Origin of the sequence: Henriciella marina DSM 19595, assembly GCF_000376805.1 — a bacterium.
Taxonomy (GTDB): domain Bacteria; phylum Pseudomonadota; class Alphaproteobacteria; order Caulobacterales; family Hyphomonadaceae; genus Henriciella; species Henriciella marina.
Genome location: NZ_AQXT01000002.1, coordinates 1785557 through 1811617, shown reverse-complemented (window position 1 = coordinate 1811617; position 26061 = coordinate 1785557). Strand labels below are relative to the sequence as shown.

31 protein-coding genes and 1 pseudogene are annotated in these 26061 nt (G+C 60.1%); 13 read left to right on the top strand and 19 right to left on the bottom strand.

The window, feature by feature from the left end; translation table 11 throughout:
• Positions 1–78: 78 nt before the first annotated feature.
• The gene (locus F550_RS17365; RefSeq protein WP_018148185.1) at positions 79–858 is read right to left on the bottom strand and encodes a GGDEF domain-containing protein; all 780 of its coding nucleotides are present in this window, start codon (positions 856–858) and stop codon (positions 79–81) included.
• A gap of 154 nt (positions 859–1012) precedes the next feature.
• Here F550_RS17365 and F550_RS0108840 point away from each other — a divergent pair, with 154 nt between their 5' ends.
• Together F550_RS0108840 and bfr are read left to right on the top strand one after the other, a co-directional pair.
• On the top strand, positions 1013–1213 hold the full coding sequence (locus F550_RS0108840; RefSeq protein WP_018148184.1) for a (2Fe-2S)-binding protein: 201 nt from the start codon (positions 1013–1015) through the stop codon (positions 1211–1213).
• Positions 1214–1397: 184 nt separating this feature from the next.
• Positions 1398–1883 (top strand): bacterioferritin, encoded by a 486-nt coding sequence (bfr, locus tag F550_RS0108835; protein WP_018148183.1) that lies wholly within the window; start codon positions 1398–1400, stop codon positions 1881–1883.
• A gap of 12 nt (positions 1884–1895) precedes the next feature.
• On the opposite strand, the gene F550_RS0108830 is transcribed toward bfr, so the two are convergent.
• From F550_RS0108830 to F550_RS0108815, 4 genes are all read right to left on the bottom strand, one after another.
• Positions 1896–2558 carry a glutathione S-transferase gene (locus F550_RS0108830; protein WP_018148182.1) on the bottom strand — a complete coding sequence of 221 codons (663 nt, stop codon included), beginning with the start codon at positions 2556–2558 and terminating at the stop codon, positions 1896–1898.
• Positions 2559–2638: 80 nt separating this feature from the next.
• Positions 2639–3586, bottom strand: a complete 948-nt coding sequence (locus F550_RS0108825; protein WP_018148181.1) for an alpha/beta fold hydrolase — start codon at positions 3584–3586, stop codon at positions 2639–2641.
• A 99-nt stretch (positions 3587–3685) separates the two neighbouring features.
• Positions 3686–3988 carry an SCP2 sterol-binding domain-containing protein gene (locus tag F550_RS0108820; protein ID WP_018148180.1) on the bottom strand — a complete coding sequence of 101 codons (303 nt, stop codon included), beginning with the start codon at positions 3986–3988 and terminating at the stop codon, positions 3686–3688.
• A 174-nt stretch (positions 3989–4162) separates the two neighbouring features.
• Positions 4163–5029, bottom strand: a complete 867-nt coding sequence (locus F550_RS0108815) for a hypothetical protein (RefSeq protein WP_018148179.1) — start codon at positions 5027–5029, stop codon at positions 4163–4165.
• Between the two features lie 92 nt (positions 5030–5121).
• Here F550_RS0108815 and F550_RS0108810 point away from each other — a divergent pair, with 92 nt between their 5' ends.
• Together F550_RS0108810 and F550_RS19395 are read left to right on the top strand one after the other, a co-directional pair.
• Positions 5122–6669: an acyl-CoA carboxylase subunit beta gene (locus F550_RS0108810; protein WP_026180671.1), complete on the top strand. Its 1548-nt coding sequence runs from the start codon at positions 5122–5124 to the stop codon at positions 6667–6669.
• Positions 6617–7552 (top strand): annotated as a pseudogene (locus F550_RS19395) (DUF4349 domain-containing protein); the annotation flags it as partial. The gene F550_RS0108810 and the pseudogene F550_RS19395, both read left to right, overlap by 53 nt.
• Here F550_RS19395 and F550_RS0108800 read toward each other — a convergent pair.
• Entirely contained in the window at positions 7551–8423 is an 873-nt protein-coding gene (locus F550_RS0108800; RefSeq protein ID WP_018148176.1) for a pseudouridine synthase, read from the bottom strand. The pseudogene F550_RS19395 and the gene F550_RS0108800 overlap by 2 nt on opposite strands.
• 285 nt (positions 8424–8708) lie before the next feature.
• Between F550_RS0108800 and F550_RS0108795 the strand changes: the two genes are divergently transcribed.
• Positions 8709–9332 carry a hypothetical protein gene (locus F550_RS0108795; protein WP_156807886.1) on the top strand — a complete coding sequence of 208 codons (624 nt, stop codon included), beginning with the start codon at positions 8709–8711 and terminating at the stop codon, positions 9330–9332.
• Between the two features lie 155 nt (positions 9333–9487).
• The gene (locus F550_RS0108790) at positions 9488–10096 is read left to right on the top strand and encodes a GNAT family N-acetyltransferase (protein WP_018148174.1); all 609 of its coding nucleotides are present in this window, start codon (positions 9488–9490) and stop codon (positions 10094–10096) included.
• On the opposite strand, the gene F550_RS17360 is transcribed toward F550_RS0108790, so the two are convergent.
• From F550_RS17360 to F550_RS0108765, 5 genes are all read right to left on the bottom strand, one after another.
• Positions 10093–10611: a GNAT family N-acetyltransferase gene (locus F550_RS17360; protein ID WP_018148173.1), complete on the bottom strand. Its 519-nt coding sequence runs from the start codon at positions 10609–10611 to the stop codon at positions 10093–10095. The two genes, F550_RS0108790 and F550_RS17360, sit on opposite strands and share 4 nt — an antisense overlap.
• A 196-nt stretch (positions 10612–10807) precedes the next feature.
• A complete protein-coding gene (locus F550_RS0108780; protein WP_018148172.1) occupies positions 10808–11245 on the bottom strand; it encodes a DUF2147 domain-containing protein in 438 nt (145 codons plus the stop codon).
• A gap of 873 nt (positions 11246–12118) precedes the next feature.
• Positions 12119–12631 (bottom strand): hypothetical protein, encoded by a 513-nt coding sequence (locus F550_RS0108775; RefSeq protein WP_156807884.1) that lies wholly within the window; start codon positions 12629–12631, stop codon positions 12119–12121.
• A 2-nt stretch (positions 12632–12633) separates the two neighbouring features.
• A complete protein-coding gene (locus F550_RS0108770; RefSeq protein ID WP_018148170.1) occupies positions 12634–13872 on the bottom strand; it encodes an argininosuccinate synthase in 1239 nt (412 codons plus the stop codon).
• Positions 13873–14019: 147 nt separating this feature from the next.
• Complete coding sequence (locus F550_RS0108765; protein WP_018148169.1) at positions 14020–14271, bottom strand: GlsB/YeaQ/YmgE family stress response membrane protein; 252 nt, start codon at positions 14269–14271, stop codon at positions 14020–14022.
• A 206-nt stretch (positions 14272–14477) separates the two neighbouring features.
• Between F550_RS0108765 and F550_RS0108760 the strand changes: the two genes are divergently transcribed.
• A complete protein-coding gene (locus tag F550_RS0108760; RefSeq protein WP_018148168.1) occupies positions 14478–15242 on the top strand; it encodes a vWA domain-containing protein in 765 nt (254 codons plus the stop codon).
• Positions 15243–15340: 98 nt separating this feature from the next.
• Here F550_RS0108760 and F550_RS0108755 read toward each other — a convergent pair whose 3' ends face one another.
• From F550_RS0108755 to F550_RS0108745, 3 genes are all read right to left on the bottom strand, one after another.
• Positions 15341–15874, bottom strand: coding sequence for a hypothetical protein (locus tag F550_RS0108755; protein ID WP_018148167.1), 534 nt, complete (start codon positions 15872–15874; stop codon positions 15341–15343).
• A 275-nt stretch (positions 15875–16149) separates the two neighbouring features.
• Positions 16150–16854, bottom strand: a complete 705-nt coding sequence (locus F550_RS17355) for an SdpI family protein (RefSeq protein ID WP_018148166.1) — start codon at positions 16852–16854, stop codon at positions 16150–16152.
• On the bottom strand, positions 16851–17147 hold the full coding sequence (locus F550_RS0108745; protein WP_018148165.1) for a metalloregulator ArsR/SmtB family transcription factor: 297 nt from the start codon (positions 17145–17147) through the stop codon (positions 16851–16853). Before F550_RS0108745 ends, F550_RS17355 begins: the two co-directional genes overlap by 4 nt.
• A gap of 117 nt (positions 17148–17264) precedes the next feature.
• Between F550_RS0108745 and F550_RS0108740 the strand changes: the two genes are divergently transcribed.
• On the top strand, positions 17265–17708 hold the full coding sequence (locus tag F550_RS0108740; RefSeq protein WP_018148164.1) for an ion channel: 444 nt from the start codon (positions 17265–17267) through the stop codon (positions 17706–17708).
• 66 nt (positions 17709–17774) lie between these two features.
• Here the strand turns inward: F550_RS0108740 and F550_RS0108735 are convergent, their stop codons facing one another.
• Positions 17775–18350, bottom strand: a complete 576-nt coding sequence (locus tag F550_RS0108735; RefSeq protein ID WP_026180669.1) for a type 1 glutamine amidotransferase domain-containing protein — start codon at positions 18348–18350, stop codon at positions 17775–17777.
• A 114-nt stretch (positions 18351–18464) separates the two neighbouring features.
• Complete coding sequence (locus F550_RS18525) at positions 18465–18926, bottom strand: PH domain-containing protein (protein WP_018148162.1); 462 nt, start codon at positions 18924–18926, stop codon at positions 18465–18467.
• Between the two features lie 166 nt (positions 18927–19092).
• Here F550_RS18525 and typA point away from each other — a divergent pair, with 166 nt between their 5' ends.
• From typA to F550_RS0108715, 3 genes are all read left to right on the top strand, one after another.
• Complete coding sequence (typA, locus tag F550_RS0108725) at positions 19093–20925, top strand: translational GTPase TypA (RefSeq protein ID WP_018148161.1); 1833 nt, start codon at positions 19093–19095, stop codon at positions 20923–20925.
• 87 nt (positions 20926–21012) lie between these two features.
• Positions 21013–21534 carry a methanogen output domain 1-containing protein gene (locus tag F550_RS0108720; protein ID WP_018148160.1) on the top strand — a complete coding sequence of 174 codons (522 nt, stop codon included), beginning with the start codon at positions 21013–21015 and terminating at the stop codon, positions 21532–21534.
• Positions 21524–22564 (top strand): histidine kinase dimerization/phosphoacceptor domain -containing protein, encoded by a 1041-nt coding sequence (locus F550_RS0108715; protein ID WP_018148159.1) that lies wholly within the window; start codon positions 21524–21526, stop codon positions 22562–22564. The genes F550_RS0108720 and F550_RS0108715 overlap by 11 nt, the downstream gene beginning before the upstream one ends.
• 3 nt (positions 22565–22567) lie before the next feature.
• Here the strand turns inward: F550_RS0108715 and F550_RS0108710 are convergent, their stop codons facing one another.
• A complete protein-coding gene (locus tag F550_RS0108710) occupies positions 22568–23086 on the bottom strand; it encodes an SRPBCC family protein (protein WP_018148158.1) in 519 nt (172 codons plus the stop codon).
• Between the two features lie 160 nt (positions 23087–23246).
• On the opposite strand from F550_RS0108710, the gene F550_RS0108705 reads away from it, so the two are divergent.
• Positions 23247–23696: a GNAT family N-acetyltransferase gene (locus tag F550_RS0108705; protein WP_018148157.1), complete on the top strand. Its 450-nt coding sequence runs from the start codon at positions 23247–23249 to the stop codon at positions 23694–23696.
• A gap of 31 nt (positions 23697–23727) precedes the next feature.
• Here F550_RS0108705 and F550_RS0108700 read toward each other — a convergent pair whose 3' ends face one another.
• Entirely contained in the window at positions 23728–24555 is an 828-nt protein-coding gene (locus tag F550_RS0108700) for a DUF2306 domain-containing protein (RefSeq protein WP_018148156.1), read from the bottom strand.
• Positions 24556–24682: 127 nt separating this feature from the next.
• Here F550_RS0108700 and F550_RS0108695 point away from each other — a divergent pair, with 127 nt between their 5' ends.
• Entirely contained in the window at positions 24683–25720 is a 1038-nt protein-coding gene (locus F550_RS0108695) for an AraC family transcriptional regulator (RefSeq protein WP_018148155.1), read from the top strand.
• Here F550_RS0108695 and F550_RS17345 read toward each other — a convergent pair.
• Complete coding sequence (locus tag F550_RS17345; RefSeq protein ID WP_018148154.1) at positions 25653–26057, bottom strand: DUF1622 domain-containing protein; 405 nt, start codon at positions 26055–26057, stop codon at positions 25653–25655. The genes F550_RS0108695 and F550_RS17345 overlap by 68 nt on opposite strands.
• Between the last annotated feature and the right edge of the window lie 4 nt (positions 26058–26061).

Here is a 26061-nt window from a genome sequence, read left to right as displayed (position 1 = left end):
TCGTTAGGGGGCTTAGCTGGCGGAGGTAGAAGCGCAGCGCCGCGCGGTCAAGCAGACGTAGCTGGCCGCGCCTGAAGGTCAGGCAGCCTCGTAGACTTTGACCTGATTGCGTCCAGAGTTCTTGGCCTCGTAGAGGCTACGGTCCGCATAGCCCATCATCTGGTCGGTGTCGCGCGCGAGATTGCTCGTGGCGAGACCGACGCTGGCGGTGATCCGGCGCGCAATGCCGCTGCGCGGGAAGAACTTGATACCGGAGATGCTGAGACAGACACGCTCGGCGATGTCGCGTCCTGTAACGGGATTATCATCGTTAACGAAAACGCCGAACTCTTCCCCGCCAAGTCGTCCCACAACGTCCTGTTTGCGCACGGCACTTCGAATGGCTTCTGAAACCAGCTTCAGCGCTTCGTCACCAGCGGCATGACCCCAGGTGTCGTTTATGGTCTTGAAGTGATCGACATCGATCATGAGCATTGAGCCGCGTACGCCCTTCTCCTTCAGCTGCTCGACGTCAGACAGAAAGGCTTCGCGGTTAAGGAGTAATGTCAGCGCATCAGTTCTGGCTGAACGAGCTAGCTCTGCGTGCACGTCCTCCAGCTGCATAAGTGCGTGAGCAAGTTTCAGCCGTTCACGCTGAAGGATCACGGCGACTGGAAAGGATACGAAGGTCGGCACCAGCGTCGCAATCACCCATGTGGCGACCAGAATTTCTTCCGCCACCGCTGGGGGAACAGGATCAATCCAGAAGGCGAGCCCCGTCATAATCCAGGTAAGGACCACGGATATGAGCGTGATAATGGCTGACCGCAGGTAATTTACCCGGACGGGTGCCTTTTTCGAGAAGTTGTGAACTGACATGGTTCGTCATCTTACGATGAAACCGTGGAGGTGTGGAAAAGCAAGAAGGGTGAATTTCACGCAAATTGCCGCCAATTTCGGCGCAAGAATCTCCGTGCACCGGCGCGGGCTTCACGTGATTGACAATCATTCTCAACGTTGCTAGTTGAGAATCATGATCATTTGCATTTGCAGACGCATTAATGATGCCGGTGTCCGCGAAGCCGTCGATTCCGGTGCGCGCAGCCCTGAAGCGGTGCAGGCCCATCATGGCTGTGCCTTCAATTGTGGCAAATGCCGCACGGCGATTGGCGAGATGATTTCAGAGCGTGTCGATCTCAGCGCGCCAGAGCCGTTGCCAATGGCCGCCGAATAGGCCCGTCGTCACCGGGCCTGCCAATCAATAAAGCCAAATGAAATCAGGCGCTTTCGCGCAGGCACGGGTGCAATTGCTTCTCACTATCATAAGCATCTGATTTTATACGGTTTTTTTCCTTGAATAACTAATCTGCGGTGATACTCCCAAGCTTAACCACATCAATCGAACTCAGGAGTGCACCATGAAGGGCGACCCGAAAGTTATCGAATTCCTGAACGCTGCGCTCAAGAATGAGCTGACGGCGATCAATCAGTACTTCCTCCATTCACGCATGCTGAATGACTGGGGCGTCACCAAACTTGGCCATTTCGAGTACAAGGAATCCATTGAGGAGATGGAACATGCCGACTGGCTGATCGAGCGCGTGCTTTTTCTTGGCGGCATGCCGAACCTGCAGGATCTCGGCAAGCTGATGATCGGCGAGACCGTCGAGGAAATGCTGCAGTCCGACCTGAACATGGAAATCGAGGCCGTGGATCTGCTGCGCGACGCGGTCGAATACGCTGAAAGCGTGCGCGACTATGGCAGCCGCGATCTCTTCGCGAAAATCCTCCACAGCGAGGAAGAGCATGTCGATTTCCTGGAAACCCAGTTCGACCTCATCGAACGGATCGGCATCCAGAACTACATCCAGCTCCAGTCGAGGTCCGTCGAAGACAGCGAATAGGGCCGTGCGGCCTCAGGCATAGGCATAGGGTCCGCCACGCTCCAGCGCGCGCTTATAGGCGGGCCGCTCATGAATGCGGGTCAGGAAGCCAGAGATGTTGGCGTACTGGCCGGCAATGCTCCGGTTGGCCGCCGCTTCCAGTGGAAAGCTCATGATGATGTCGGCGGCGGTGAACTCGCTACCCGCGAACCAGCCCGTGGGCGCAAGCGAGCTATCCCAGAACTCGATATGCTCTTTGACGCGCGGATCGATAAAGCTGCTCTGCGCGCGCGACGTGACCGCTTTAACCAGGGGCCGCATCAGCCCATTGACGTTCTGCGGCAGCATCTGGAAGACGAGCTTCATCAGCAGTGGTGGCATCGCCGATCCTTCTGCATAGTGCATCCAGTAGGTCCACGCCCGCTGTTCGGGTGTGCCGGCCGCCGGTTTCAGCTGCCCTGTACCATGCGTGTCGATGACGTATTCGATGATCGCGCCCGTCTCGGCAACGATGACTTCGCCATCCTCCAGAATGGGCGACTTTCCAAGCGGATGGATCGCCCGGAGCGCATCTGGCGCAAGCCGCGTTTCGGGGTCACGCTCATAGCGAATGACCTCATAGTCGAGGCCGAGTTCTTCCAGCAGCCACAATATACGTTGAGAGCGGCTGTCTTCGAGATGGTGGATCTTGATCATTCAGGCGGTCCTTTGCCGGGTCCCGGCGCGCGTGCCCTGCACGTCTCCGTTGTCGATGATGTGGGCCAAACCCGACTTAGTTAAAGACCTGACCTTACGAGCAGGGCGTCGAAACCCTCCCAGAACTGATCCCTGTAGACATCTTGCTCCATCAGGATTTCGTGCCGCGCGCCCTCAATGGTAATGAGTGTGCAGTCGGGCAGGTGGCGCGCCACGCGGCCATGTGCCTCGTTATCGACGAGCTGTTCATCGCCCGCGCTTGCCACGAAGACCGGACAGTCGATGCTGCGCAGAAGCGCTGGTTTGCGGGTCTCACTGAGAATGTCGAGCGACGCGCCAAGCCAGCCCCACGTCATCGCGCCGACCTCAAGTTCGGGTGCGGCAGCAATCAGGTCGCGTTGAAGCTGCCAGCGTTCGCGGTCATGCGTGACGATATTGTTCTCAAACGTTTCAGGTGGGCCGGGCTTTCGCGCATAGTCGCCATCGCGCCCGACGGCCCGCATCGCCCAGATGATATAGCGAACCGCCAGATTTACTGGCAGCCCCCACATCGGCGCGGAGAATGCGGCCGCATCAACCCGCACCAGTTTGCGGGCCATTGCCCCCAATGCGATGGCGCCGCCCATGGAGTGGGCGACGCAGGCATAAGGACGGGGCAGGTCGCCCGGCATGGCGTCGAGACCATTGCGCAGGGCGCTCATAAAGGTCTCGAACCGGTCGATATGGCCCTTCTTGGGATCATCAAGCAACCGGTCCGAGAGACCCTGTCCAGGCCAGTCAAGGATCACGATAGCAAAGCCGCGGGCCTGCAGATCGCGCGCGGTCTCAAAATATTTCTCGATAAACTCGGTCCGGCCCGGGCAGATAATGGCGGTCCCGCGCGGTGTCGCCCTGGTCGATGGCGCAAAACAGGCCCGCAGGCTTCTGCCAGCCATGCCCTCGAACCAGACGAGCTCAGCGCCGTCAGGCGGGGGATTTGTGTCGGCGAGGACAAAGGTCGCGCGCCTGTCTGTCTGTGCTTTGCCCATGAACCTTTCTACCAATTAAAAAAAGGCGCTGGCAGCCTTGAGCCGCACAGCGCCTTTCAAAATTCAGGTCAGGGCCGAAAAACCCTGAGCTGGCGAAGTCTAGTTGAACTTCTTCATCAGGCCCTGAAGCTGCATGGCAACGGACATGTCGCCGAGCACTTTAAGCTTGCCCTGCATGAAGGCCATTGTCGGGTCGAGCTGGCCAGCGACCAGTTTCTGGAAATCATCCCAGTCGACCTTCACGGTGGCGTCGGCCTCGGAATCAGAATTGTCCGCCTTGCCGTTGGCGCCGTCGATAAACAGCTTGCCATCATCACCAAAGTCGAACTTCACTTTTTTGGTGAAGTCGCCGCCGGCAGATACCGCCTCATTGGCTTTTGCAGTAAGAGTTGCGAGATCCATGAAAGTCTCCTCAGATTGGTCCCGCCGCGATAAAGCAGGCTGGCCCCATAGAAGGCAAGACCTAAGCACAAGAGAATGACGCGTCTGTCAGGTTTTTTGTTGCCGACAGGCCGCGATCAGGACGCCATCTTTTAAGGAATCCGGCTGGGTTCTTGGAGTCCGGGGCCCGGGAGGCTAGTAACGCGTGCCGATTGGCGGCGAGGCTGTTACCGGCCCGATATTCCACGACCCATCATATCGCGAATCCCGGTCGCTCAGCCAGAGCCCGGTATTCTTCGGGTCGGCCCTGCCGTCCACCTCGTGCGGCCCACACCCATTGGAGGCACATTTATGGGTCTGACCGCCGCTATGGGCGATGTTGAAGGTCAGGACCTCCCCCTCAGGCAGGTGCATGGCCATGGGCTCGAACCCCGGTCGGTCACCGAGCGCTGGATAGGTTTCCTTGCGCGCATGCAGATTGCCAACAAGGACCAGCACGCGAGCGTCAGGGTGGGCGGCGCTGGCGCGGCGCAGCTCGGTTGCAAGACTTTTCTCATAAGGCGTCTGGCTGCCGCCCCCCACCACTTGGGAGGTCTTGAAACCGGCCATGCGGATGTCAGCGCCCTGTTCGCGCAGGGTCTGCAGTCGCAGAAAGAGATCAAGAAAGGCCTGACTGGAAAGACCCCAGTCGGTGCCATCGAAAAAGCCCCTGATGAGCTCGAAGCGGGCATCATCATTGCCATCGCTGTCGATGAAGGATTGCATGACGGGTGACAGCGCGGCGGGTCGTTCGATGCCGACAATGACGGGGCCGCGCCGGGCGGCCTCGCAGACCATCTCGCCAAAGGCTTTAGGCGCTTCGCGCGTGCCGTGAATTTCGCCGAAGATCAGGAATGTTTCATCACGCGCATCCAGAAGCGTGGATGTTCCTTCGAGCGAGCTGCAATCGAAGTCTGCGTGCGGTCCTGCAGCGTCGGCTTCATCCGCCACCGCGATGAGGGCGCCGAGCGACAGAACGGCAAGGCTGAGAAGAGAAAATCGGAAAAAATGTTTCGTCATCATGGCGATTATACCTGCAAATTCCGCGCCAGTCTTTGGTGAGATTCCGGATCAGGTCTTGACCTGACGCGCGGCCACATCGTCTAGCTGTATCCATGTCTTGGGAAAAATCGATAGAAGAGCTTCGTCGGCGTGAGCGCATGGCGGAAAAGATGGGCGGCGAAGAGCCGGTTTCACGCCAGCGCGGGCGTGGCAAGCTCACCGTTCGCGAACGCGTGTCCTTCATGGTCGACCCTGGCAGCTTCCACGAGATCGGGAAGATTGCCGGCGTTGCGACCTATGATGAGGATGAGAAGCTCGACAGTTTCATGGCCTCGAACTCGGTTGTTGGTCGGGCCACGCTGGACGGTCGTCCCGCCATGGTGCTGGGCGACGATTTCACCGTCCGCGGCGGGGCCGCTGATGCTTCGATACGGGGTAAGACGGTGATCGCGCTGAAACAGGCGGTCGAGTACCGTATGCCGCTGGTCCAGCTCATCGATGGCACGGGCGGCGGCGGCTCCATCAAGATGTTCCTGAAGGATCCGCGCACCTATATTCCCGAAACCCCAAGCTGGGAGCTTATCGTCGATGGCATGGGCGAAATCCCGATGGTCTCGCTCGCGCTCGGGCCTTGTGCAGGGCTTGGGGCAGGGCGCGTCGGCGCGAGCCATTATTCAGTGATGGTAAAAGAGCTCTCACAGGTGTTCGTGGCCGGCCCGCCGGTGGCGATCGCGATTGGCGAGGATGTCTCGAAAGAGGAGCTGGGCGGCTGGGAGATTCAGGCCAAAAACGGCACGGTCGATGACGTCGTCGATACCGAAGCTGATGCCTTCAAGGCGGCCAAACGCTTCCTCTCCTACCTGCCATCTTCAGTCCATGAATTGCCGCCGGTGAGTGAGCCGACTGATGATCCGGACCGCCGCGAAGAAAGCCTGATCTCTATCGTGCCGGAGGATGGCAAGACCCCCTACAAGCCGCAGAAGATCATCGAAGCCACTGTCGACAAGGGCAGCTTCTTCGAGATCGGCAGCCAGTGGGGCAGGGGCATCGTCACAGGCCTTGCGCGCATTGACGGTCATCCGGTCGGCATCATGGCTGGCAACCCGTTCTTCCTGGACGGGGCGTGGACCGCGGATGTCTGTGAGAAAGTCATCCGCCACATGGACCTCTGCTCGACCTTTCATCTGCCGGTTGTGCATTTCGTTGATTGCGCTGGCTTTGCCGTGGGTGTGCGCCACGAGACCGCAGGCGTCACGCGCAAGGGCGTGCGCGCCATGGCGGCGGTCTATCAGGCGACAGTGCCGGTCTGCGCCGTGGTGATCCGCAAGGCGTATGGGCTTGCAGGCTCGGCCATGATGAATCCGACCAAGGCCAAGTGGCGCTATTGCTGGCCGTCTGGAAACTGGGGCTCGCTGCCCATGGCGGGCGGCATCGAGGCAGCCTTCAGGAAAGAGCTGTCAGAGACCGACGACAAACCGGCGCTGCTGGCGGAGCTCTACAAGAAATTCGAGGCGATGGAGGACCCGTTCCGCACCGCTGAGGCCTTCTTCGCCGAAGAGATTATCGACCCGCGCGAGACCCGGCCGCTTCTGGTCGATTTCGTTCACCATGCGCGCCGCCGCCAGGAGCCAGGCAAGACCACGTTCGGACCAAGGCCCTGATCCCGCCTTAATTTTGCCGATCGCGGACGCTCACACTGTCCCTTCATTCAGTGGAGGGATGCAAATGTTCAGGAAAATCAGCCCCGCGCTCGTCGCGATGGCCCTTGTCGCCGGTTGCGGCGGCTCGGGTGAAAGCAGTCGCAGTGAATATGACCGGCCCCAGGCCGCGCCGATGATGGAAGAGTCAGCCAGTGACTATGCCGTTGCTGGCAAAGGCGCTGGGGACGCGGCCTATTCAGAGCCCGCGCCAACGCCTGACCCGCCAGAGGTCGAACCCGGCGCGCAGCAATATATCGCCTATAGCCATTCGCTCGGCCTGCGCCTGCCCAAAGGCGCTGTCGAGCCGATGCTGCAAGGCCATGTCGAAGCCTGCCAGTCCGCCGGCACCAACACCTGCATCGTGGTCAATTCGAACACCTACAATTCGAATGAAGACTATGTCTCTGGCAACGTCTCGATACGGGCAACGCCGGACTGGATTGACGGGTTTCTGGGCAATATCGAAGACCAGACAGAGGCTGCCGACGGCGAGATTACCTCGCGCTCGACGAGGGCCGAAGACCTCACCCGCTCGATCATCGACACAGGTAGCCGCCTTGATGCCCAGCGCACGCTGAGAACGCGGCTGGAAGGCCTGCTGGAGCGGCGTGATGGCTCACTGGGTGACCTGCTTCAGATCGAGCGTGAGCTGGCGCGGGTGATCGGTGAGATCGAGTCGACCGAAGCCCAGCTTCGCGCGCTGCGCCTGCGGGTCTCAATGTCCTCGCTGGACGTTGGATATGAGACAAAGGTCCCGGCCTTCTCAGGCTCACAATCGAACCCGCTTGGCGAAGCCATCAACGACTTTTTCTATAATTTCTCCAAGGCCATAGCCGCCGTTATCACCGCTTTCGCGATTGGCCTGCCCTGGCTGGTCCTGATCGGGATTTTCCTCTGGATCTGGTTGAAGCTTTTCTGGCCGTCGATCCGCCGGAAGCGTCCGGCAAAAACGCCGAAGCCTTGATCAATGCGGCGCGCTCTTCACTCGTAAGGGCGCGCCACTTGCCTTCTGGCAAGGAAGCAAGCTCAAGCGGCCCGATCCGAACGCGGAAAAGATCAACAACAACAAGGCCAACCAGTTCGCACATGCGCCGGATCTGACGGTTGCGGCCCTCGCGCAACACAAAGCGCAAGCGGCCCGGAGAGACCTGCTCCACCTTGGCGGCTTTCAGCCTTCTGCCATCGAGCGAAAGGCCGTGCCGCAGCTTGTTGATGACGGGCTCGGTGACCTGGCCCTGAACGGTGACGAGATATTCTTTCTCAAGCGCTGATGAAGGACCGATCACGGCCTTGGCCAGGACGCCATCTTCAGAGAGTAGCAAGAGCCCGCGCGAGTCCATATCGAGCCGGCCGAGCGGGGCAAAGTTCGGATTACGGCCCGGTATCTTTGGCGCTTTTCCGATGAGATTATCCTGCGTCGCCAGCCGGATGGCGGGGATCTGCTCGCCTTCTGGCTGGGCTGAGACATGGCCAACAGGCTTGTGCAGGACGACGGTGAGCTGGTCATCCAGCGCCTTGGTGGCCTTGCCAGCCAGCGTCATGGTCTGGCCGGGCTCTATCTTATGGCCCGGCTCAGTGACTTTCTGTCCTTCGACCGAGATAGACCCTTGAGAAATCAGGCTTTCGGCCTCACGCCGTGAGCAGATGCCAAGGCTCGCCATCCATTTGTTGAGCCGGATCGGCGCATCGCCTTCGAAGGTGAAATCACTGGACATGGTGGGGCCTTCCTAACAGACCGACCGGGCTCTGGCGATGTGGGAAAGGGGCTGAATTTCCATGAAATGCGCGGTGTCTGGGCGGTGTCTGGGTGGTGTCTGGGCGGTGTCGGGGCGGTGCTTGTGAAATTATCCACAGGAAAGAAAGTTTCCGGCCGGACGCTCATCGCACACCCTATGGCAGCGAAGCCACACTTGAGCGGGACTGTCGCCGCCCCCCGGATCAAATTCCGGGGGTAGGCGTTAGCCGCCTGAATGACCGGTCCAGAACAGGGATACGCCGATATGAAAAGAACTCTGCCAAAAGCCGGCGTTTTCTCACGCCTCGTCATTGCGGCCTGCCTGTCGCTGATGGCGGCCTGCAGCCCGGAACGCGCCGAACCTGAACCGCCACTTGAGACCGATGATACACCAGGCGCCGAGACGACGGACGCGCCCTCTGACGAGCTGGCGGGCGATAGCGCCGCTGCCGCCGATGAGGTAGATGAGACCACGCCCACCCCGCCCGCCGCTATGGGCCTGGACCGGCCGCTGGAAGAGCTGACGCTGACTGAAGGGCAATGGTTCATGAAAGAAGGCGAGGCCCTTTTCGGCCCGCCTGAATCCGAAGCGACGTTTACAATCGGCTGCGACAGGGGTTCCGGTGAGTTTATCATGACCCGCTCATTCGACATTGGTGCGCGCGATGAGGTCCAGCTTGGCCTCCATGCGGGCGGCGCCAGTGCCATCGATACCTGGCGCGATGCAGGTGATGTCATGCCGATCGGCATGGCCCGGATGGATGCGGGCAACGACATCTTTGCAGACATGGAAGTATCTGACCGGTTCGCCGTGGCCGCTGAAGGTGAGCGCCTCCTGGTGCTTCCCGTGACCGATGGCGTGCGCGGTTTGATCGCGAGCTGCCGCTAGGGTTTCAGCGGGTCCTGTCTCGGATGGAGGCGATGTGCGTTGCAATCAGGCAACGGCGCTGCGGAAAGCCAGCACGGCGCGTCATCAAAGGCTTGGAAAGCAAGTCGAGCGCACCTATTTCGCAGGTGCAGCATAAAACTGAGCAGGTGCAGCAAATGACCAGAGATATCCTTATCAAGACCGTAGACGGCGCCCCCGTACGCCTGCGCCCGATGCGGCCGGATGACGAAGACGCGCTGCGCCACGCGATCAGCCAGCTCTCGAACCGCTCCCGCTATCTGCGGTTCTTCAACGGCGCGGCGACGCTGCCCGACTATGTTGTGCACCGCCTGTCCAATGTCGACGGCGTGGAGCATGTTGCGTGGGTCGCCATCGACGAGACGCAGGCCGACAAGCCGATCATCGGGGCGGTTCACGCCCAGCGTGGCAGCGAAGAGGAGCTGCGCGGCGACTTCTCAATCGGCCTTCTGGATGCCTGGCACAGCAAGGGCATTGCTCGCGTGCTGATCGCGCTGCTTGCCGCAGATGCACGCAAGGCCGGATTTGAAGAGCTGATCGCCGACGTTCTCTGGGAGAACAAGAAAGGCCGCGCCCTGATGGGGGCGATCGGGGCCAGAAGTTCTGGCTCGGACGGCACAACGATCCAGTTCCGTATGGTGCTCGAAGAGGTTCTGGCCAAGCTCGGCGAGAAGCATGTGAGCCCGTCCATGGACAAGGTGCTGGCCGCGATCGAGGGCTCGGATTTTTTTGAAACGGCCGCTTAAGGGCGGCCGGCCTCGGCATCTTCCAGAGGGCGCGCATAGAAGCGGACGGCATAGTCGGTCCGGTAGCGGTGTTCGCCAATTTCCGTGAAGCCAAGCCGCTGGTGAAACCGGTGAGAGCCCGGATTATCGGGGTCTGTGTTCACCTCGCAAGTGAGATAGCCGCGCCCTGAAGCGGCGTCGAAGGCAGCATTGTAAAGCGCCTCGCCAAGCCGGGCGCCGCGAGCCTCCGGTGCAATCGCGATGCGGTCCACATAGTGCGCGGTAACGCCCTCGCGGGCCATCCAGTCTTCGATCCAGCGCAGATTGTCGCTCGGATAGGCCATCGTCCCTGGCGTGATGAGATTGATGAAGCCCTGGGGCGCATCTTTGCCGTCCGCCGCGACGAGGCAGGTGCCCATGTCGATTAGCTTGCCGAGGCCTTCTGCGCGGTCCTCATGGCCAACGCCGGGCGTCGAGGCCTGATTGATAGCGAAAAGGGCGGAGAGGTCTGACGGTCTGTAGGGGCGGATGGGCATTGGCGCTTGGTGCGGTGGAAAGCGGGCCGCGTCAATGCGGCAGGCAGGGCGCACAGGGCCCCACCCCGACCCTCCCCGCAAGCGGGGAGGGGGCGACATCCGCAAATGTTGACAATTGTTTAGGCGAGACGGCTTCCCCCTCCCCTATGGGGAGGGTCGGGGTGGGGCCTGCAACGCCGCAGGAGGGTTTGGGGCCTCACTCCCCGGCATACGCCTCCCAGACCTGCGTCTGGCAGATCGGGCCGACGCAGCCTTTCAGCTCCAGGTCGCCGTCGCCAAGGCGTTTGAGGCGTGCGGCATAGGTCTTGTCATTTTCCGGGTCATAGATGGTGCCGCCGCGCCAGTCGCTGCGCTTCTGCTCGAAGCCTTCCAGCATCAAGAGGCCGAGCACCGGGTCGCCCGTCTTGGTGCGCGCCTCTTCTGGCGTCACGCCGGGCGCCATCGCGTCCGGGTCGATCCAGCTGACGCGGCCGCACGGGCTGCCATCGCCGCAATCTTCTATGGTCACGCGCGAGGTGCCCGCTTCGGTATAGTAGGTGCCAAAGACATTGTGGCTGGACGCCTGCGCAAGCGCGGGGAGGGCACTGGCAGCAAGCGCGAAGGCGGCGAGGGTGGTGGATTTCGACAAGGTCATGGCGGATGGCTCCTGCGCGTGGGGACGGGCCGCATAATCTTACGGGTCGCCGGATTTGTCGATTGACGTTTTGGTGAGGGGGCTGGGGCGTTCACGGGGGTGACGGCTCATCCTGAGCGTAGTCGAAGGATGAAGCCGCTCAGAGCTGACGTGCCCGAAGCCCGCCTCGTCCTTCGACCCCGGCTTTCGCCGGGGCGGGCCAAGCTCAGGATGAGGCTCATGAGCAATTGTGACGCTCTTCGTGCCTCCTGACCGAAGATACCTGCGTGGTTCGACAAGCTCACCATGAGGGCAGGTATCCATGGTACGCGCTCCCAGCTCACGGAAAGGATGACCCGTCTTCATTCGAAGCTTGCTGGAGGGTGGAGCGTTTCAGCCGCTCCGTGTCGTCATTACCCGCCACCTCAGAAGATGGACCCTCAGATGGCTCTGCCATCGAGGGTGACGCCAGTCTGGGAGGTCGGCGCCCATATCCGTTGTCCGCTCATCCCCGCGAAAGCGGGGATCTCATGCATCAGGCGCGGCGCTCCAACTGGCTGAGACCCCGGCCTCTCGCCGGGGTGATCGGATTGTGGGGAGGTGTTAGACGCCGCGGGGGTCGACTTCGCTCACCATGGGGCATACCGCATCGCTGGAAAAAAGCCCGCATGGTGAGCGAAGTCGAACCATCGGGCGTTGTGCGGTGTCCGATCTTCTTTTCCCAGTCAAGGGCGCTTCGCGTCCGGAGGATTACACCCTTGACTGGAAAAAGAAGATCGAAACAGGCTGGCTATGGCCAAATGGCAAAATTTGCCATTCGGCTCAGAAGATATCGGTGCAGGACCGAAACTATGGATTGTTAGACAGTACGCAGAGGCAGCATCCTCGCCATCGCTAAAATTCAAGTTCAAAGCGTTCGCTAATATCTCGCGCAAAGTGCATGAATTCTTGGCAGAATAGACTCATCTTCGAAGTTTCTGGAATGGTCGCAGCAGCTGGAATATCTAGTGCCACTTCATTCCATGGGTCTTCTTTCGTCGGCAAGATACGGCGGACAGTAAAAACCTCCGTTGCGACATCGTATCTCGCAATTCCATGCGCCAGATAGTTTCGCAGATCATAGGTCTGCCGTAATCGCTCACATATCTTCTCGCACTGATCCGAATATTCTGAGAGTTCCGAGCGTGACTTAAACAGGACCTCAAAGGCCTCAACTCGACTTTCGAATCGAAACTTCACATCGTCGACGCATCCAACAAATGGAGGGGTCTGGTTAAATCGCGAAAGCATTCTTCCTACTGTGAATTCGATTTGAGCAAAGCTCGCTAAAAAGCCACCTCTGAACAGATTGAAGATATTCACCTGTTCCTGAACTTCGGAAGAAGGTGGCTTCGAAACCCAAGGCAAAACTAATTCTTCCCAGCCTTCCGGTCCCGCCCGGCGATCAACCTCAAGCGCAGCGCGTTCAGTTTGATGAAGCCTTCGGCGTCTTTCTGGTCGTAGGCGCCATGGTCATCTTCGAAGGTGACGATCTTTTCGGAATAGAGCGAGTAGGGCGATGAGCGGCCGACGAGGATGACATTGCCCTTGTAGAGCTTGAGGCGAACCTCGCCTTCGACATAGCGCTGGGAATGGTCGATGGCGGCCTGCAGCATTTCGCGCTCCGGGCTCCACCAGAAGCCATTATAGATGAGCTCTGCATATTTCGGCATCAGCTCATCCTTGAGGTGAGCCGAGCCCTTGTCGAGGCAGGCCTGTTCGATGCCGCGATGGGCGGTCAGCAGGATGGTGCCGCCAGGGGTTTCGTACATGCCGCGCGACTTCATGCCGACAAAGCGGTTCTCCAGAAGGTCGAGCCGGCCAATGCCGTGCTTGCGGCCATATTCATTGAGGGCGGTCAGGATCGTCGCCGGGCTCATCGCGTCGCCATTGATGGCGACGGGGTCGCCCTTCTCGAACTGGACGGTGATGTATTCTGGCTGGTCTGGTGCGTCTTCCGGGCTGACCGTGCGCTGATAGACGAAATCCGGGGTCTCGACGGCCGGGTCTTCCAGCGCCTTGCCCTCCGATGAGGTGTGCAGGAGGTTTGCGTCGACCGAGAAAGGCGCCTCGCCGCGCTTGTCGGTGGCGATCGGGATATCGTGCTCTTCGGCAAATTTGATCAGGTCGCTGCGGGACTTGAAGTCCCAGTCGCGCCACGGGGCGATCACCTTGATGTCGGGGTTGAGGCCGTAATAGCCAAGCTCGAAGCGGACCTGGTCATTGCCCTTGCCGGTCGCGCCATGACAGACGGCGTCGGCGCCGGTGAGGTCTGCGATCTCGATCTGGCGCTTGGCGATGAGCGGCCGGGCAATGGACGTGCCGAGCAGGTAGACGCCTTCATAGACGGCATTGGCGCGGAACATCGGGAAGACATAGTCGCGCACGAAATCCTCGCGCAGGTCTTCGATGAAAATGTTTTCCGGCTTGATGCCCATTTTGAGGGCCTTCTCGCGGGCCGGCTCGAGCTCTTCGCCCTGGCCAAGGTCTGCGGTGAAGGTCACGACCTCTGCGCCGAACTCTGTCTGCAGCCATTTCAGGATGATCGAGGTGTCGAGGCCGCCGGAATAGGCAAGGACGACTTTCTTCGGTGCGTGTTTGGTGGCCATGGCAGAGGGACTCCATCGGGGCAGGGGGCGTGTTGGCGCGCACCATATTCATGTGCAGGCGCGGGGCAAGTGGGATTGGATGCCCAAAGAAAAAGCCCCGGCGCTGGGCCAGGGCTTTGTCGTCTTGGGTTTTGCAGTCCTGCCGGATCAGGCGCGTTTTACGAGGCTGATCAGGAAGAGCAGGATACACGCACCGAGGAAGGCGCCGAGAATGCTGCCGAGAATGCCACCAAAGGTGATGCCGAGCGCGCCGAAGATGACGCCGCCAAGAACCGCGCCGATGATGCCGACAATGATGTTGCCGACGAGACCAAAGCCTGCGCCGCGCATGACCTGTCCGGCGAGCCAACCTGCGACTGCACCGATAATGAGCCAGATAATAATGCCTACGGGATCCATTTTGCGTATCCTTCCTTGCTGAATCTTCATGAACAACACGGTGAAGGGGGCACCGGTTCCGGATTTTCCGATGGCGGTTCGAAGACGGCGTGCCCGAAGATCACCTCCCGATGACCGCGAAACGGCCCAGCCGTGGCCGCATTTGCAGGCGAGCTTCATCATCACCGGGCTCCGGGTGGGGTCCAGGACACTGGAGGAGATCAGACATGTTCAGGAAGACCCTGTTGAGCGCGGCCCTTATCGCCGGTTTTGCATTCAGCGCCTGCGCGGCGAGACCTGCGCCCGCGCCGGACGCCGACCCGGAGCCCTTCGAGGCCAAAGCCATCCATTCCTACATTCTGCTGGACCGGACAGGCTCCATGTCGAACCTCTGGGATGAGGCACTGACATCGGTGAACACCTATGCCGCCGCCGTAGGGGAGGCTGATGAAGACGAGACCGCGCCGCTCGAAACCTCAGTGACGCTGGCAGTGTTCGATGCCCAGGACGGGCTTCAGTATGACGTGTTGCGCAATAGCGTGACGCCCGGAAAGTGGAAGGCCGTGACCTCCGATGAGGTCGCTCCGCGCGGAATGACGCCGCTCTATGACGCGATTGGCCGGATCATCTCGACCGCCGAAAGCGACAATCCGGAAAAGGCCGTCATCGTCATCATGACTGACGGGCTCGAAAACTCCTCGCGTGAGATCACTCATGAAGGCGCGCGCGCCGCGCTTGACCGGGTCGAGGCGAAGGGCTGGGAAGTGATCTTCCTCGGCGCTGATTTCGGCAAGTTCGATGACGCCGAAGCGGTTGGCGTTTCAGCCTCGCAGACCATGGCGGTCGGCAAGGGCCAGATGCAGGAATCGATGAGCCGTCTGGCGCGCAAGTCCCGCTCATATGGTAGCGGCGCGGCCCCCAGCGTCGAGTTCGATGCAGAAGACCGGGCGATCGCCAATGAAGCCGAAGTGAAAGACCGCGACGGCAACTGAGGTCGCTCTTTATCTCACATACGATAAATCGCTTCGCCCCCGTTTGCTTTCCAGTGAGCGGGGGCGTTTCGTTTTGGGGGGGGCCTTATCGGCAGGCTTCAGCTTGCGATGATGCAGGCGACCTCTGGATCCGCCGCATCGCTCTTGCCTTTCGCCTTCAGCATGAACCGTTTCGGGGTTTTCGAGACCGTATCGTCGACGATGTCGAAGGTGAGGTGCAGGTTGTCGGCGCTGGTCCACGCGGCGCCGTCTGGCAAGGTGTCTTCTTTGATGACGCTGATGCCCTCCATGTCGAGGAAGGCGGCGCCCTGAAAGCCGGTATAGCCGGTCACGCTGAGGGAAACGTTCTGCGAATACGCGGTGCCATCTATCGTGCGAGACGTGGTGAGCCGCGCGACCGAGCGATAGCCGTCATAAGGCATCATGGTGATGGTAAACCCGCTGTCCGCCGCGGGCAGGTCGCCAACCTCGCACATCCAGTGGAGCGGGGCGGTGACGCGCGTGACGTAGTCGAGCTTGTCGGACGACTGCGCGACATCGATCAGGCTGCCCTGACCTGCCGCGCCAAATGATGAAACGGCCGAAGCGGCCAGCAAAAAGATGGCCGACAGCCGGTATATTCCTGAAATCATGTTTGTACGTCCCCACGCCACACGTCCTTGCTAGGCGGTGTTCAAGGCGCCGCCAAGCGATGTTTTCAAAACCCTAGCGGACCTTCAGTCCTGCCCGGATACAGGCGCGGCGGATGGGGCGGGAAACATATTCCGGGCACGACGCGCTGCGGCTGGGCCGATGGCCAGCAGGATGAGCGGCACGAGGATCGCCGTCAGGATCAGCGTCTGGATTGCCCGAAGAAAGCCAGCTTTGTCATGCCGTGCGGACGGATGGAGAGGTGGCCCGGACCCTCTTACACCACATAGTCTGCGCCCTCATTGCGGTCTTCGGCTTTGCGCCAGACCCACCAGGAGTAGGCGACGCCGAACAGGCTGACGCTCATGACGCTGGAGACGAAGGCGACGACCAGCCAGATGCCGCTCAGTGTGAAGGCAAAGACGATGCCCAGTATGCCGGCAATTATGTAGAGCGGGCCGACAAGGCGGTGGGTCTTTTCCCAGGTATAGTCGCTGGTCAGCGTCCAGGGGGTGCGGATGCCAAGGAAGAAGGATTTGCGTGTCTTGGGCAGGTAATTGCCGATGATCACGAAGAGCACGCCGCAGGCTGCCATGATGAAGCGGACAAACTCATTGGAATCGGTCGCACCATTGGCGCCGCGGATCATCATCACGGCGATACCTGCGGTGAGCGCGGCCAGCAGCACCATGGTGCCTGCCCAGATCGCGGTATAGGCCTGACGGCTTCGGCGCAAATTCTCCTTGAATGGGTCGAGATAGGGCGCGGCGGCCAGCGCGATGGATGTGAAAATTGCGCTCACGGGCAGAATGGCGAGGATCAGCAGGGCCTTGCCGCGTGTCGCAAAGCCGTCTGCCTCACCGCTCGGGCCCCAATGAACGGGAATGTCGACGCCCGCGGGCAGGGCGCTCCAGGCCCAGGCAAGGGTTCCAAGCATGGCGGCGATCGCCGCTCCCGACCATATCAAACCTGTCCTGATCATTCTGCTGCCTCCTTCAAATCGTCGTCGCCCGTGTCCCTGCCGATCATCGCCAGAAGTGCGGCAGCGGCATCCTCGATCACGCTGGTATTGGCGCGGTAGATGATGCTGGTGCCCTGGCGTTCTGCGGTGATGAGATCGGCGTCTTTCAGCACGGCGAGATGGCGGCTGACCGTTGGCCAGCTGGCCTCGAACGCCTCGGCAAGCTCACCGGACGTGCGCGGGCCCTTGCGCAGAAGGTCCATCACCTGCCGGCGGAGCGGGTGCCCCAGCGCGCTGAAGACGTTATTTGTCATAAGTGCTAATTAACACAAATGCTAATTAGCGGTCAAGCTAATATGGGTGGGCCTGTTGATTGTACGCGGTGCCCTTCGCACGTGCGGGGCAAGTTACTGACTGGAAAGGAGGCGAACATGGCGCTTCTTACGGGCTTCCTGCTGGCGGCTACCCTCGGCGTTTTTCATCACTTCGCCATTCTCTTTATTCGGCTTTTCACACCGCATCTGGGCGAACAGAAGCATCGCGGCATCCTGACCGCGTTTCTCGGGCTTCTGCTCGTGCACACGATTGAGATCATCGCCTATGCTGCAGCTTACAAGATAATGATCGACGCTGCGTGGTGGGGCTCTTTGACCGGCGACTTCGACGGCAGTTTCTATGACCTGATCTATTTTTCCGGGATCAATTTCGCGACGCTTGGCTATGCGCAGGTTTCTACGGACGGGGCGATCCGCATGGTGGCCATGATGCAGGCGCTTGGCGGCTTCATGGTAATTACGTGGTCGGCAACTTTCATCTACACGATCTGGCAGGATGTGATGGACCATCACTGGCGCCTGACCCAGGAGGACGAGTAGCGCCCATAAAAAAGCGCCCCCCGCGAGGGAGGCGCTTCTGTCGGGTCGAGATAGCGAGGGGAAGCGTTATGCTGCGACCGACTTCTTCTGGGCTTCGTGCTTACCTTCGCAGAGCTCTTCGACGATCTTGTCGTTGAAGGCTGGAAGGTCGTCGGGGTTGCGCGACGTGACGAGACCCTTGTCGACGACGACTTCTTCGTCGCTCACGATGGCGCCAGCATTCTTGAGGTCCTGCTGGATGGCGGCAAAGCCAGTCATCTTGCGACCATTGACGAGGTTCGCCGAGATGAGGACCTGCGGGCCGTGGCAGATCGAGAAGACCGGTTTGGCCTGCGCAAAGAATTGCGATGTGAAGTCCAGCACCTTGTCGCTCTGACGAAGGGTATCTGGATTGAACAGACCGCCCGGGATGAGAATGGCGTCGAAATCGTCTGCCTTCACTTCATCCAGCGTCTTGTCGACCTTCACCTTGATGCCATGCTCGCGGTGCTGGTTGGCCTGGATTTCACCATGTTCCAGCGACACGATGACAGTCTTGGCACCTGCGTTTTCCAGTGCTTCTTTCGGGGACGTCAGCTCTACTTCCTCAAAGCCATCAGCGGCGAGGATAGCGACGGTTTTACCTTCAGCTCTCTTGGACATATATGTGTCTCCTGAAAATTTCTGTTTCTGGGACAGCCGTTCTGGCTGCATGCGTAAACAACGGCGATGCGGGGCCGGTCGTTCCAGCGGCGTTGCTGTTTTAATGTCGCAGGGTCAGGACGTTTTCTGGTGATCTTCCAGATCTTCGGCGAGCCGGTCGATGGAGGCACGTTCTGCGCGCCCCCGGGCGTTGTTCACTGCTTTGAGAAAATCTGCGGGCGCCGCCATGGTCGGAAAGTCCACCTCGCCCTCGCCCCGGCCTTCTATATCCAGATTGCCGAAGCCGAAGATGCGGCCGAGGACGCCCTGTTTCATGCTGGCGCCTTCAATGGCCTCCAGCGACATCTGATCGACATTGGTTGCGATAAAGCCGGTCTTCTTGACGAGACGCCGGTCAGTGACCGCGAACTCGGTCGTGGCGAGGCGGATCATTTCATAGATGAAGTAGATGAGGCCGACGATCAGCCAGCCGAACAGGATGAGCGCCGCCCAGGCGCGCGCATACCAGAGCCAGTGAAACCGCCCGTTCAGCAGGATCTCTTCGCCATCATTCAGATGTTTCTCGATATATGACATGTCAGCTGTTCCCCGGGGCGATGGCCCTTGAAGCTAACGGGCCGGGGCCCTCTGCGTTCCGCCGCGCTGGTCTGGCCCCGCCACTCCTCTGTCGCCTGCCTCTCGCTTTTGTGCGCCAAGCCGTGTAAAGCCCCGCCCATACAAGCCCTGAAAGCCTTTTCCTCCCATGACCGAGCCTACTTCGCTTCGCAATATTGCGATCATCGCACACGTCGACCATGGCAAGACGACCCTCGTCGATTGCCTCCTCAAACAGTCCGGCACCTTCCGTGAGAACGAGGAGACCGCTGACCGTATGATGGACTCCAACGATCTGGAGCGTGAGCGCGGCATCACCATTCTCGCCAAGACGACCTCGGTCGTCTGGGGCGATACGCGGGTGAACATCGTCGACACGCCAGGCCACGCCGACTTCGGCGGTGAGGTTGAGCGTATCCTGCAGATGGTCGATGGCGCAATCGTTCTGGTCGATGCGGCCGAAGGCCCGATGCCGCAGACCAAGTTCGTGGTCTCCAAGGCGCTGAAGGTCGGTCTTCGCCCGATCGTTTGTGTCAACAAGATCGACAAGTCCGACAGCCGTCCTGACTATGTCATCAATGAAGTCTTCGACCTCTTCGCTGACCTTGGCGCCGATGACGACCAGCTCGACTTCCCGATCCTTTATGGGTCGGCCAAGAATGGCTGGATGTCGACGGACCCTGAAAATGTCACCGACAGCATGGATGCGCTGTTCGACATGGTCGTCAAACACGTGCCTCAGCCGACCGTCGAAGAGGGCGCGTTCCGGATGCTGGCGACGACGATCTCTGCAGACAACTTCCTTGGGCGCATCCTGACGGGCCGGATTTCCGCCGGCACGGTCAAACCGAACCAGACCGTCAAAGTGCTCGCACGCGATGGTTCGCTGGTCGAGCAGGGCCGTGTTTCCAAGGTGCTGGCCTTCCGCGGCCTGTCGCGCGAGCCAATCGATGAAGGCGTTGCGGGGGACATTGTTTCCCTGTCCGGCCTGACCAAGGCGAACGTCGCTGACACATTCGTCGATCCATCGATTTCCGAGCCGATCGAAGCCCAGCCAATCGATCCGCCAACCCTGTCCATGACCTTCCGCGTCAATGACAGCCCGCTGGCAGGCACCGAAGGCAAGAAGGTCACGTCACGCCTGATCTGGGACCGTCTCCTGAAAGAGGCCGAAGGCAATGTCGCGCTCAAGGTCGAGCGCTCGACCGAAGCCGAAGCCTTTACCGTTTCCGGCCGGGGCGAGCTTCAGCTTGCCGTGCTCATCGAGACCATGCGCCGCGAAGGCTTCGAGCTTGGCGTGATGCGGCCAAAGGTCGTGATGAAGGAAGATGAGACGACGGGTGAGAAGCTCGAGCCCATCGAGGAAGTCGTCATCGACGTCGATGATGAGCATACCGGCATCATCGTCCAGAAGATGAATGAGCGCAAAGCCGACATGACGGAAATGAAGCCGTCTGGTGCAGGCCGCACGCGCATGGTCTTCCATGCGCCAACGCGCGGCCTGATCGGTTATCAGGGCGAGCTCCTGTCCGATACGCGCGGCACGGCAATCATGAACCGGGTCTTTCTGGAATACGCGCCTTACAAGGGCGCGATCAAGGGCCGTCACACCGGCGTTCTCATTTCGATGGAGCAGGGCGAGGCCGTGGCTTTCGCGCTGTGGAACCTGGAAGACCGTGGCCCGATGATGATCCACCCTGGCGACAAGGTCTATCAGGGCATGATCATCGGCGAGCACAACCGCGACAATGACCTCGAAGTGAACGTCATGAAGGGCAAGAAGCTCACCAATGTCCGGGCCTCTGGCACGGACGAAGCTGTGCGCCTCACGCCGCCCCTGCAGATGACGCTGGAACGTTCGCTGGCCTATATCGCTGACGACGAACTGGTTGAAGTGACGCCGCAATCGATCCGTCTGCGCAAGATCCATCTCGATCCGAATGTGCGCAAACGGGCCGCGAAATCATCCTCGAACGCCTAATCGAATTTGACGACTGCAAATTTCCCTCTCTACAGGGATCGAAATGACCGTTCGTAACTTATGTTATGGAGTAGAGAGGGAATTTTCATGGCTGCTACCGAGGGCCCGCTTACGCAGGCGGACGTTCCACTGAATCGCGACACCTTCCTGCGATCCCTCCTGCGAGAGCTTGCAGGGACGCTGGAAGACGTGGTGGGGCTGCAAGATGCGTCCGGCTATATTTCTGTCGTCGGCGCCTCGATCGGACGGCAGATTGACAGTGCCTACAAGTCCGAGATCAATGTCGACAAACTGTCTCGCGACGATGTCGCCGACGTGCTGGTTGATCTCAAGCGCAGGATCGAGGGTGATTTCTATATCATCGAGGCCGATGATACGAAGATCGTGCTCGGCAATAATGCCTGCCCTTTCGGCGAATATGTGGAGGGGCGCCCGTCTCTCTGCATGATGACGTCGAACGTGTTCGGGACGATCGCGGCCAATAATCTTGGCTATGCAAACGTCGTTATCGAAAAAGCCATTGCGCGCGGCGATACTGGTTGCAAGGTCGTTGTAAACCTGGTCCAGCCGGACGAGGCGCCTGAGGGGCGTGAATATTTTGGCGACTGACCCATCGGCGTTCTCAGACTGGGCAGACGCATTCGACATTGTTCCGGATGCGGTGCTCCTGATCGATGATAGAGGGAATGTTCTGGCGTTGAACCCGGCGGCCAAAAAGGTCTTTGACGGCTGCAGGACGGGCGACAATCTGGGGGCCTTTGTCGCGGGCGGCGAGGCTGGCATCGAGACCATCGTGTCACGGCTGCGCGGCGGGTCGCAGGCGATGCCCTTCACATTGTCAGTCCGGCACGGCGACGATCCGCCTTACACGCTGAAAGCTGTCGGCAAACGCCTTCGCAAATCGGCAAGGGGCGTGCATTTTACCCTTCGCATTCCCTCGTCCGACAACAATACGTTCGCCGCGCTCAGCCTCCAGATTGCAGAGCTCGACAGTGAAGTCCGCGCCCGCCGGATCGCGCAGAAGGCCGCCGAGGATTCGCTCGAGATCAACCGGCTGCTCACGCGCGAGCTTCATCACCGTGTGAACAATAATCTTCAGCTCCAGATTTCGCTGTTGCGCCGCTCGGCCCGTATCACCGATAATCAGGGCGTGCGCGATTTCATCGAGCATGCGATCGGCAGGCTTCGGGCGATGTCGGCGGGGCTCGACCTCACCTATCGGAGCGGTGAGGCCGGGGTCGAGATTTCAGACCTTGTCGAAAAGGTCGCCGCGCAGATCTCCGAAACCCTCCCCGTGGAACGGCGCATTTCGCTCCGGCTTGATGGCCGCTTCACCGTTTCTGTGCCGCAGGTGACCCCGCTGGCGCTGATTATTTATGAAACGCTGACGCGTATCTTCGTTACAGGTCCGGCTGGGGGGGCCGAGGCAGTGATTACGCTTTTGACCCGCTCGGACGATGACCAGCCCTGTCTCGATGTTGTCGATGACGGCCAGTGGCAGGATGTGCCGGCCACCGGCGATCCGCTGCACGCCAGCAAGCTGATCGATACGCTCGCCCGGCAGGCGGGCGTCGAGGTTCTGAAAACTGACGATGGCGGGCGCAGATTACGGCTCTGTTTTGTGACGTCGAGTGACTGAGGTCTAATTTGTCAGGGCCGGATCAGCGAGGCGCATGATCGCCTGTTGTTTGACCCGGTCCACAGCTGCCGCGATCTGGTCAAGACCGCTCTCACTGGATCCGTTCGCAACCTCTTCGAATACTATGCGCGTGCCGCCGGTTTCTGCGTCTGGCGCAAGCGTGATGGTCCAGACGACGTTTACGCCCATGCCCTGTAGAGGCCCAAAGGGCGCGTCGAGGCGCAGCATTTCGTTCTCCAGAACTGCCAGTACGGTGCCATGCGCGACGGAGTTCACATGCCAGTTTTCCATCCAGATGCCGCCTGCCGCCAGATCCAGAGTCAGATGGTCGGCATTGCCTGAATAGGTATGGTCCGGATGCCACCACGCGCACGGCTGAACGAGCCGCTGCCAGAGAAGCTTCGGCTCAAGCTCGGACATGGCCTCATGGCGCAAGGAATAATGATCTGACTTTGCCGAGACAATGTCGGCAGAGGCAGGCAGCCCGGCGAGGCAAGCTGCGATCAGGCAAAGAGGCTTCACGTTTTCATCCCCCGGTTTCCATCGCAGACTATTCCGCGAGAGATTGCCGTTTGCAAGCTGTGGCGCGTTTGCACCGCGCGGGCGTGAAACGACAGTGCAATGTCATCCAAGCGTCATATCCCTCTTCCGAAAATCTCGTGTGAAAGCTAGGCTCATTCCCATGGCGCTCATGATCCATCCTGCTGCTGGCTGGAAGATCCGCTCTTACAGGCGGGACGATGATGTTGATCTTGAGACGCTATTTCTCGACTGCCTTGATGCCTTCCCCTGGCGCGGCGGGCCTGCGGAAGAGCTTATCCGGCTCCGGCAGGCCATCAGGACAACGCGCTGCATCGTTGCGGAAGAACCGAATGCCGGTGTCGTGGGGTTCCTGACGCTGGAGCGCGAAAAGGCCTATGTGCCGCATCTCTTCGTGGCGCTGGACTGGCGGTTCTGCGGAATTGGCGCTGGCCTGCTTGATGTTGCGCGTGACCTTGCCCGCGCGCCGCTCTCGCTGGACGTCGATACGCAGAATGAAAGCGCGATGAAGGCCTATATGGCGATGGGCTGGACCGAAAAAGTCGATGCGCCGGGAGGGCGGCCCGGACAAGTCAGGCTGAACGGGCCCTAGAGCGTCTGCGTGTTGATACCTATTCGCCGGTCTAGTGTAAGGCCGGTAGCCAGAAGATCTGCGCGGCCATGAAGATGCCGAGTGCTGTCGCCGCGCTGGCCGCAACCATTCCACCTGCCATGGCGTAGCGCGCCGTGGATGAGCCTCTGTCGCGGGCGAGGAGGTAAAGTTCCAGGACAAGCAAGGGAATGATGGCGTGTCCGATGCCGAGGAACCGGTCGAACGGCCCGGTCAGGCCCATGGCGCTACCGGGCATTGTGCCCCCCGTGATACCGGCCCAGAAGCCGAAGCCGAGCCGGAAGAACCAGACACCGCTCGCCGCAATGAAAAGCCGCATCGCCCAGCGATGGTGATCTGCGAACCGACGCTTGAGCGCAAATCTCAGCGTCATGACAGCAAATACGAGAATGCAGACCGCATTGATCGTGTTGCCGGTCGCGACGAAGGCGCCGCCGATAACGCCGCGATGATAGACGAGGATAAGGGCGCCGGTGCTGATCACCACGGCCACGATGAGGAACAGGCGGCCATTCCAACGGTGGAAGGTACGGAAGCGGTTCCGGATTTGCGGGATGAGCTGGAACGGAGCGCCGAACGTGATGATGAAGGCCAGCAGTACATGGCTCAGGAACAGACTATTGCCCAGCAGGTCTCCGTCGATGAAGCCGTGAAAGACGCGGCCATCCATACGCTCGAAATCACCTTGGGCGGTCGAGACGCCGTAAAAGCCGAGGATATAGGCCGCAAAGGCTGCCTGCCCGATCACGGCGATGACGAACCAGAGCGCGCCTGATAGTTTCAGGACGCGCAACGCATCGAGCTGCGGGAGGATTGCGGGGCGGGAGGTGAGCGTTGTCATGTTTTTTGTCTTCTTATTGATATTTTGCCGAAGATTATCGGGACGGCGCGGCTTACCCCATGACAGCGGGTTCCAATTTCATGACCTGTGGTAACAATAGGACGGGGCGCAACGCTCGAGAGGGGGGATGATGGCGGGAGCCACGGTATCAGCTGGTTATACGAAAGCTCTGCTTGACCTTGCCGTCAGCCGCGGCGCTGACCGCGCTCAATTGCTGTCTGCGGCCGGGCTAAATGCCAGCGATCTCAAACAGAGTGAGGCGCGTGTTCCGTTCGAGCGGTTCAAGCGCCTGATGCGCGAAGGCAAGCGGCTTTCCGGAGACCCTGCACTCGCGCTGCACTTTGGCACCGATATCAGGTTCAACGTGTTGTCCATCGTGGGCCTGATCTGTTTCGCGGCGCCGACCATGGACGAGGCCTTCCGGCAGATGAACCGGTATGGTCGGCTGGTGATCGAGGTAGAGGGCGTGGGGCGCGAGGACCGCTTTGTCGTCGAAGAACAAGGCGGGCGCACTTACATCGTCGACAAGCGGGCCAATCCCAACAGTTTCCCGGAACTGACGGAATCGACGCTTGGCCGGTTCATCTGCGGGTTTAGCCGGATCTTTCCGACAGTGCCGCTCTATTTGTCTGCCGAGGTCACGCACGCACGGCCCGACTATGGCGACCTGTATGAGGAACATCTGGGTGTGCCGGTCCAGTTTGGCCGGGAACGGAACACGATGGAGATCGACCCGGCCTATTTCACGATGACGATATCGAACTCGCCCGGCTATGTTTTCGGCATACTGAGCGAGCAGGCCGAGGCCCTCCTGAAGAGGCTTGAAGCGTCCGATACGGTCGCCTCCGAGGTGGAGCGACGCATGATGGCGGATCTGCATACGGGCAAAATCAGCATGAAGACGATGGCCTCGCAGATGGGCGTGAGCCGCCAGACGCTGTACCGGCAGCTAAAGCAGGAAGGCACGAGTTTTGACGAGCTGCTTGACCAGTTGCGCCATCGCCTGGCGATTGATTATCTCGAAGGCGAAAAAGTCTCGGTCAATGAGACCGCCTATCTGGTCGGTTTTTCCGATCCAAGCGCCTTCTCGCGCGCCTTCAAGAGATGGACGGGCCAGCGTCCGAGCGCCGGCGCAGGCCGAGCGCCTCGCTTTCTTCCTGACTGAGCGCTTCGATCTCCTTTCCCAGGAAATAGCTGACCACGGTGCGTACGCCCGCCACGATGGCAAGCACGATGACATCATCCAGTGTCCGATGAACGATGGTAAAAAGGATATCGGCGACGATCAGGAATTCGAGCGCGGCAAGAATATAGGTGCCCAGCTTCAACCGCCCGCGCTGCAGGGCGGTTGTCACACTGACAGATGGGGTGAGAAGGCCGCTGCCAAGTGTCCAGAGAAATACCAGCGAACCGGCCACAAGGATCAGCGCGGAAACAAGCTCGATCCCGAAGGACAGCGTTTCCAGAATGTATTCCAGCTGCGCACCTGCACCGGTTCCCATCCAT

What these genes read in the sequence shown, in the direction of transcription:
- F550_RS17365 (WP_018148185.1), bottom strand. Translation starts at nt 858, where the DNA reads ATGTCAGTTCACAACTTCTCGAAAAAGGCACCCGTCCGGGTAAATTAC.
- F550_RS0108840 (WP_018148184.1), top strand. Translation starts at nt 1,013, where the DNA reads ATGATCATTTGCATTTGCAGACGCATTAATGATGCCGGTGTCCGCGAA.
- bfr (WP_018148183.1), top strand. Translation starts at nt 1,398, where the DNA reads ATGAAGGGCGACCCGAAAGTTATCGAATTCCTGAACGCTGCGCTCAAG.
- F550_RS0108830 (WP_018148182.1), bottom strand. Translation starts at nt 2,558, where the DNA reads ATGATCAAGATCCACCATCTCGAAGACAGCCGCTCTCAACGTATATTG.
- F550_RS0108825 (WP_018148181.1), bottom strand. Translation starts at nt 3,586, where the DNA reads ATGGGCAAAGCACAGACAGACAGGCGCGCGACCTTTGTCCTCGCCGAC.
- F550_RS0108820 (WP_018148180.1), bottom strand. Translation starts at nt 3,988, where the DNA reads ATGGATCTCGCAACTCTTACTGCAAAAGCCAATGAGGCGGTATCTGCC.
- F550_RS0108815 (WP_018148179.1), bottom strand. Translation starts at nt 5,029, where the DNA reads ATGATGACGAAACATTTTTTCCGATTTTCTCTTCTCAGCCTTGCCGTT.
- F550_RS0108810 (WP_026180671.1), top strand. Translation starts at nt 5,122, where the DNA reads ATGTCTTGGGAAAAATCGATAGAAGAGCTTCGTCGGCGTGAGCGCATG.
- F550_RS0108800 (WP_018148176.1), bottom strand. Translation starts at nt 8,423, where the DNA reads ATGTCCAGTGATTTCACCTTCGAAGGCGATGCGCCGATCCGGCTCAAC.
- F550_RS0108795 (WP_156807886.1), top strand. Translation starts at nt 8,709, where the DNA reads ATGAAAAGAACTCTGCCAAAAGCCGGCGTTTTCTCACGCCTCGTCATT.
- F550_RS0108790 (WP_018148174.1), top strand. Translation starts at nt 9,488, where the DNA reads ATGACCAGAGATATCCTTATCAAGACCGTAGACGGCGCCCCCGTACGC.
- F550_RS17360 (WP_018148173.1), bottom strand. Translation starts at nt 10,611, where the DNA reads ATGCCCATCCGCCCCTACAGACCGTCAGACCTCTCCGCCCTTTTCGCT.
- F550_RS0108780 (WP_018148172.1), bottom strand. Translation starts at nt 11,245, where the DNA reads ATGACCTTGTCGAAATCCACCACCCTCGCCGCCTTCGCGCTTGCTGCC.
- F550_RS0108770 (WP_018148170.1), bottom strand. Translation starts at nt 13,872, where the DNA reads ATGGCCACCAAACACGCACCGAAGAAAGTCGTCCTTGCCTATTCCGGC.
- F550_RS0108765 (WP_018148169.1), bottom strand. Translation starts at nt 14,271, where the DNA reads ATGGATCCCGTAGGCATTATTATCTGGCTCATTATCGGTGCAGTCGCA.
- F550_RS0108760 (WP_018148168.1), top strand. Translation starts at nt 14,478, where the DNA reads ATGTTCAGGAAGACCCTGTTGAGCGCGGCCCTTATCGCCGGTTTTGCA.
- F550_RS0108755 (WP_018148167.1), bottom strand. Translation starts at nt 15,874, where the DNA reads ATGATTTCAGGAATATACCGGCTGTCGGCCATCTTTTTGCTGGCCGCT.
- F550_RS17355 (WP_018148166.1), bottom strand. Translation starts at nt 16,854, where the DNA reads ATGATCAGGACAGGTTTGATATGGTCGGGAGCGGCGATCGCCGCCATG.
- F550_RS0108745 (WP_018148165.1), bottom strand. Translation starts at nt 17,147, where the DNA reads ATGACAAATAACGTCTTCAGCGCGCTGGGGCACCCGCTCCGCCGGCAG.
- F550_RS0108740 (WP_018148164.1), top strand. Translation starts at nt 17,265, where the DNA reads ATGGCGCTTCTTACGGGCTTCCTGCTGGCGGCTACCCTCGGCGTTTTT.
- F550_RS0108735 (WP_026180669.1), bottom strand. Translation starts at nt 18,350, where the DNA reads ATGTCCAAGAGAGCTGAAGGTAAAACCGTCGCTATCCTCGCCGCTGAT.
- F550_RS18525 (WP_018148162.1), bottom strand. Translation starts at nt 18,926, where the DNA reads ATGTCATATATCGAGAAACATCTGAATGATGGCGAAGAGATCCTGCTG.
- typA (WP_018148161.1), top strand. Translation starts at nt 19,093, where the DNA reads ATGACCGAGCCTACTTCGCTTCGCAATATTGCGATCATCGCACACGTC.
- F550_RS0108720 (WP_018148160.1), top strand. Translation starts at nt 21,013, where the DNA reads ATGGCTGCTACCGAGGGCCCGCTTACGCAGGCGGACGTTCCACTGAAT.
- F550_RS0108705 (WP_018148157.1), top strand. Translation starts at nt 23,247, where the DNA reads ATGGCGCTCATGATCCATCCTGCTGCTGGCTGGAAGATCCGCTCTTAC.
- F550_RS0108700 (WP_018148156.1), bottom strand. Translation starts at nt 24,555, where the DNA reads ATGACAACGCTCACCTCCCGCCCCGCAATCCTCCCGCAGCTCGATGCG.
- F550_RS0108695 (WP_018148155.1), top strand. Translation starts at nt 24,683, where the DNA reads ATGATGGCGGGAGCCACGGTATCAGCTGGTTATACGAAAGCTCTGCTT.
- F550_RS17345 (WP_018148154.1), bottom strand. Translation starts at nt 26,057, where the DNA reads ATGGGAACCGGTGCAGGTGCGCAGCTGGAATACATTCTGGAAACGCTG.